This is a genomic window from Microcoleus sp. D3_18_C2 (assembly GCF_036702395.1).
Classification (GTDB): Bacteria; Cyanobacteriota; Cyanobacteriia; order Cyanobacteriales; family Microcoleaceae; genus Microcoleus.
On the sequence record NZ_JAUBTG010000119.1, the window covers coordinates 1 to 5,298 of the forward strand.

General features: G+C 44.9%; 4 protein-coding genes and 1 pseudogene. 3 read left to right on the plus strand and 2 right to left on the minus strand.

From position 1 onward, the window contains the following. Positions 1-65 precede the first annotated feature (65 nt). Together QUA88_RS29195 and QUA88_RS29200 are read left to right on the plus strand one after the other, a co-directional pair. A pseudogene (locus QUA88_RS29195) lies at positions 66-356 on the plus strand (DUF2358 domain-containing protein); the annotation flags it as partial. A gap of 165 nt (positions 357-521) precedes the next feature. Continuing rightward, the gene (locus QUA88_RS29200) at positions 522-686 is read left to right on the plus strand and encodes a hypothetical protein (RefSeq protein ID WP_333057750.1); all 165 of its coding nucleotides are present in this window, start codon (positions 522-524) and stop codon (positions 684-686) included. A 154-nt stretch (positions 687-840) separates the two neighbouring features. Here the strand turns inward: QUA88_RS29200 and QUA88_RS29205 are convergent, their stop codons facing one another. Further along, the gene (locus QUA88_RS29205; RefSeq protein WP_333057748.1) at positions 841-2,307 is read right to left on the minus strand and encodes a glycoside hydrolase family 13 protein; all 1,467 of its coding nucleotides are present in this window, start codon (positions 2,305-2,307) and stop codon (positions 841-843) included. Positions 2,308-3,225: 918 nt separating this feature from the next. Between QUA88_RS29205 and QUA88_RS29210 the strand changes: the two genes are divergently transcribed. Then, the gene (locus tag QUA88_RS29210) at positions 3,226-4,515 is read left to right on the plus strand and encodes a glucose-1-phosphate adenylyltransferase (RefSeq protein ID WP_333057746.1); all 1,290 of its coding nucleotides are present in this window, start codon (positions 3,226-3,228) and stop codon (positions 4,513-4,515) included. Between the two features lie 223 nt (positions 4,516-4,738). Here the strand turns inward: QUA88_RS29210 and QUA88_RS29215 are convergent, their stop codons facing one another. Further along, positions 4,739-4,942: a hypothetical protein gene (locus QUA88_RS29215; protein WP_333212398.1), complete on the minus strand. Its 204-nt coding sequence runs from the start codon at positions 4,940-4,942 to the stop codon at positions 4,739-4,741. Positions 4,943-5,298 lie beyond the last annotated feature (356 nt).

Below are 5,298 nucleotides of genomic sequence, written 5' to 3' on the forward strand. Positions count from 1 at the left end.
TGTTGATTTTGTAAATCAAATCTTGAGTGTTTACTTATCTTAACATGATTTGGTTTTTTTACGCCTACCTACTTATCTTTTGGACTCTGCGATTTCACGGGCAGCTATTCTTTAACGAGATTTTCTTCGACCTGCACGACGTAGGTCAGACAGCCCATGATAGTATTGTGGCAAATTGGACTGTTCGCGGCACACTGCGGGTTCCCTGGAAAGCTCGGATTTTTTTTAACGGCTACTCTACTTATAAACTGGACAAAGACGGCTTAATTTACGAACATATCGACACCTGGGACAGAGAACCCGGAGAGATTTTAAAGCAGTTTTTCCGCAAGGGAGAGGAGGCGACCCAAGTATAAGCCAAAAAGGTCGATCGCGCCTCGCCATCAGAGCCAGCAACCGAATTAACTTATAATGGCTAAAATAATCATCATCCCTCCGATTCATTTTCTGCTATTTGTAAATTGCTAAAATGATTGTCGCCGTTGATGGATTTTCTGCTATTTGCACTCCTGAAAAATCTCATGGCTGATATTGTCCAGACTGCCACCAATGCAGACTCTTTCAAAACACCCGTGACTGTTATTGAAGCGGCTGGTTTGTTAGATTTATTGCAAACACCGGCACCTTATACCAGCATTGCTTGCAGCATAATCAAACTTGCGGCATCTCTAGATTTAGTAGGGTGATTATGGGCGCACCTTACATTTTAAACTAGAGAAATTACGCAAGTGTCACAATTAGTAAGGTGGGTCAGATCCCAAACCCTCGATCATCCGTCCATCAATCGGTCTGACGCACCCTACAAGTCGATTGAATCGTGACACTTGCGTAATTGCTGAACTAATTATCCGAACCTAAAATCAATCCCGATCGCGCCGGCAGCATCAATTCTAAAAGGCGAGTTTTCCCGTCACCTTTCCAAACAAACTCGCCTTTACCGAACAGCAATTTATCGTGAGGAGATTTCAAACTAGCTGGCTCAAAGCTAATATTAGCTTCTTCGGTCGCGACATTGACAGCAACAACTATTTCCTCATCCCCCAAAATTCTGGCAAAAACGTAAACCGTTCCCTCAGCAAACAGAACTTGGTACGATCCAGTGCGGAGGGCAGCGTATTTGTGCCGCAAAGCTATCAACTGCTTGTGATAATCTAAAACATCAAGTTCCCAGCGAGCTTGTAAGGGGAAACCGCGGCGAGAATCGGGATCGAGAGCACCGGGCAAACCAACTTCATCGCCGTAGTAAATGCTAGGAGCTCCGGGAAAAGTTAACAGCAGCAAAGTTGCGAGTTCGACACTAGCTTTATCGCCTCCTGCAATTGTTAACAACCTCGCAGTATCGTGACTGGCCAACAAATTAAGTTGAGTTAGCTGTATGGGCCACGGGTACATTTCCAAAACCTGCTGAATTTTGTCGCCGTACTCTTTAGCAAAAAGCGGCGGATAGGGATGGTAAGCACGGCCTTCAATTTGAGTTAAATCAACCCTGTCCCCCGCTGCAAAAGCAATAGTCGGTGCAGCAAAAAGATAATTCATCACCCCGTCAAATTGAGTACCGTCGAGCCATTCTGTCGCATCTTCCCAAACTTCCCCCACAATGTAAGCTTCGGGATTAACTGCTTTAACTCGGTCTCGAAATTCCTGCCAAAATCCCGGAGTTTTAATTTCAAAAGGAACGTCCAGCCGCCAGCCATCGACGCCGAATTTAATCCAATATTCGGCGATTTCCATGATGTATTCTCGCACTTCTGGATTGTCGTGATTGAATACAGGAAGGGCTCGATTCCCATCCCAACCGGCATAATTAGCAGGAAAATTGCCGTCGTAAGCAGATAGCGGCCAACCTTCAATTTTAAACCAATCGAGCCAAGGAGAACCGGGGCCGTTTTCGAGGATGTCGTGGAAGAAGAAAAAGCCGCGGCTGGCGTGGTTGAATACGCCGTCGAGGACGATTTTGATGTTGCGATCGTGAGCGGCGTCTAGAAGCTCTTTAAAAGCCGGATTGCCACCCAACATCGGATCGACTTGATAGTAGTCGTGGGTGTGGTAGCGGTGATTGCTGGCCGACTGAAATATGGGGGTGAAGTAAATTGCGTTAATTCCTAAGTCTTGCAAGTAGTCTAGCTCTTCCATCACGCCCCACAAGTCGCCCCCTTTGTAGCCTTGCAGGGTGGGGATTGCGTGCCATTCTTCCCACATGAAGTTTTGCAGCATGCGTTTGCGAGGCTGTTTGCTTTTGGCGAAGCGATCGGGGAATATTTGGTAGAATACGGCGTTTTTAACCCAGTCCGGCGTTTGAATTTGCATACACTTTTTCTAGCTTTTACCGCTTAGGCTACAGTAGCAGAGGTTTCTAGGGTATCTAACTTTTGGTAGAGAATAGACATTTTCTCCCTTTTTGTCGATCGACAAATTGTAAAAAATCACACAAATTTGCAGTCAATCTAAGATGGAAAACTGACTCTACCTAGCAATTTATCGTCCCGACGGGCAGCGCTTCTTGAGTGCTGTGGACTCGGACAAACTCAGGTAACAGAAACGCCCGCTAAAAAAACCGGATCACTCACATTCAAGCAGAACCATGCGAGGAAAGGATCACACAGAGTGTCAATCGATTGCGCGATTTTAGATTTTAAATTTTAGATTTTAGAATTGAAGCATTGACTTGCGCGAGATAAATACGTTCGGCAAGTTACATAGGATACAGGTTTTTTATTTCTGGACGGATGAATCACGTGGCGGGTATCCTGGATTTTCGGTCAGCGGGCGTGGCAGTGAGATCGACTACCTGCCTTAAAAAAGAACAACAGCGCCATGAGCCTCGATCGAGAAATTATGAAAACGGGGAATTTACCCAACAAACTTGTTATTAACAGCCAAAACCCCGAACCTTATTCTTTCCTTAAACTGCCGTTATTTATTGAAAGGTATTTTAACTCACAACTCAAAACTTTTTAAATATCGATTATGGATTGATGGGTATTTTAACTCACCACTCAAAACCCCTAACTCCAGCCCCGCACACAATCCAACTCTTCTAAACCGGGTTTTATAACTCTTATTGAGGGTTTGAAGAAGTATTTGGATTAAACAACCCGGTTTCTGTGTAAGCGACTCAACTCATAACTCAAAACTCAAAACTTCCTTGCTCCCCCCCCTTGTCAAGAAGCCCTCACCATCCGACACTGTACTTGGAGAGTTAATCGACCCTAGGGAGAAAGTTCCTTGAAAAAAGTTTTAGCCATCATCCTCGGTGGCGGTGTAGGCACCCGCCTTTACCCCCTAACCAAATTGCGAGCCAAACCCGCAGTTCCCCTCGCAGGCAAATATCGCCTCATCGATATTCCTCTGAGCAACTGCATCAACTCGGAAATAGTCAAAATCTACGTCCTCACGCAATTCAACTCGGCATCCCTGAACCGTCACATTGCTCGCACCTACCAGTTTTCCGGCTTCACCGAGGGATTTGCGGAGGTTCTCGCCGCCCAGCAAACTCAGGAAAACCCCAACTGGTTTCAAGGGACAGCCGACGCAGTTCGCCAATATCTCTGGCTGCTAGAAGAGTGGGACGTTGACGAATACTTGATTCTTTCGGGCGATCACCTCTACCGCATGGACTACCAGAAGTTTGTGCAGAGACACCGCGAAACCAATGCCGATATCACCCTCTCGGTTTTGCCTATGGACGAGAAGCGGGCCTCGGATTTTGGTTTGATGAAAATAGACGACAACGGCCGCATTGTTTCTTTCAGCGAAAAGCCAAAAGGCGATGCGCTCAAACAAATGCAGGTCGATACTACTAAACTGGGACTGACAGCGCAGCAGGCTCAGGAAAGTCCTTACATTGCTTCGATGGGGATTTACGTCTTCAAAAAAGAAGTTCTGATTAAACTTCTGAAAGAATCTCCCAACCAAACTGATTTTGGTAAAGAGATTATTCCGAATAATGCCAAAGACCACAACGTTCAAGCTTATTTGTTTGACGATTATTGGGAAGATATCGGAACCATTGAGGCTTTTTACGATGCTAACTTGGCTCTGACCAAACAGCCTCAGCCGCCTTTCAGTTTCTACGATGAAAATGCGCCGATTTATACTCGCCCGCGTTTCTTGCCGCCGACTAAGCTTTTAGATACTCACGTGACGGAATCGATTATTGCTGAAGGCTGCATTCTCAAACAGTGCCGGATCGACCATTCTGTGTTGGGAGTTCGATCGCGCATTGAAGCTGGATGTACAATTCAAGACACCCTGGTAATGGGTGCTGACTTCTACGAACCCGACGCCGAACGGCATTCGAGTTTGGACAACGGCGGCGTCGCCCTCGGTATCGGTGCAGATACTACAATTCGCCGCGCGATTGTGGATAAAAATGCCCGCATCGGCCGCAATGTTCAAATAATTAATAAAGACGGAGTGGAAGAAGCCAACCGCGAAAACCAAGGTTTTTACATCCGCAGCGGCATTATCGTAGTCCTGAAAAATGCCACGATTCCTGATGGAACTATCATTTAGTTATTAGTCATTAGTCATTAGTCGTCAGTCATTCGTTTTTTAAGTTAAAATCTGTTACCTGCTTTTCAAGTGACTGATGATAAATAAGTAAATTAGTGACAGATCACCAATGACCGATGACTGATGACTGATGACTAAATTCATTCTTTTTTTTGTTGATTATTAATTCCCACCACTGATGCGAGTTTGTCTAAATACTTGACTTTATTCAAAGGCTCGCGTATTAATAAGCGAGAGTCTCTGTTACTGTCTGCCGCGATACAGATATGTCCGATCGCCTGCGTCTAGCGAATAGCTTATGATTCTTGTATTTGCGCTGGTAGCACGACTGACAAATGCGCTGCCCGTTTCTGAGTACCACAGCACTCTCGGAACTATCTTTCCAATCGTCGCAGCAGCCACAAGGCCAACTTAGCAAATAATTCATAATGTTAGCACCCTAGTAGCGTTAAAAGCTTATCGCTATACTATTCTATCTTAATGTTTTATAAAAATGTGTGATTTAGCTAACAGACAGCAAAGAAATTATGTTATATTAGTTGGATTTAAATCTATTCAGAGGTTGTAAAAATAAAATTTTATAGGACGGATCTGGGGTGAATAAAAAATATCTAGGAATTTTGTGGAAGAACGGCGCAATTTAGGGTATTATATAGTCACAATTTAGAAACCAGATTTGACCGAACTTGCTGATGAAAACCTGCTAAGGAATGAGAATTAAATAACTTTCACTCTTGAAAGTGGGATGGGCGTCCCGCCCGTCCTTTTTGGACGGGCGGGACG

Excerpts from the sequence above, each read along its gene's own strand:
- QUA88_RS29215 (WP_333212398.1), bottom strand. The coding sequence starts at position 4,942 with ATGAATTATTTGCTAAGTTGGCCTTGTGGCTGCTGCGACGATTGGAAA.
- QUA88_RS29205 (WP_333057748.1), bottom strand. The coding sequence starts at position 2,307 with ATGCAAATTCAAACGCCGGACTGGGTTAAAAACGCCGTATTCTACCAA.
- QUA88_RS29200 (WP_333057750.1), top strand. The coding sequence starts at position 522 with ATGGCTGATATTGTCCAGACTGCCACCAATGCAGACTCTTTCAAAACA.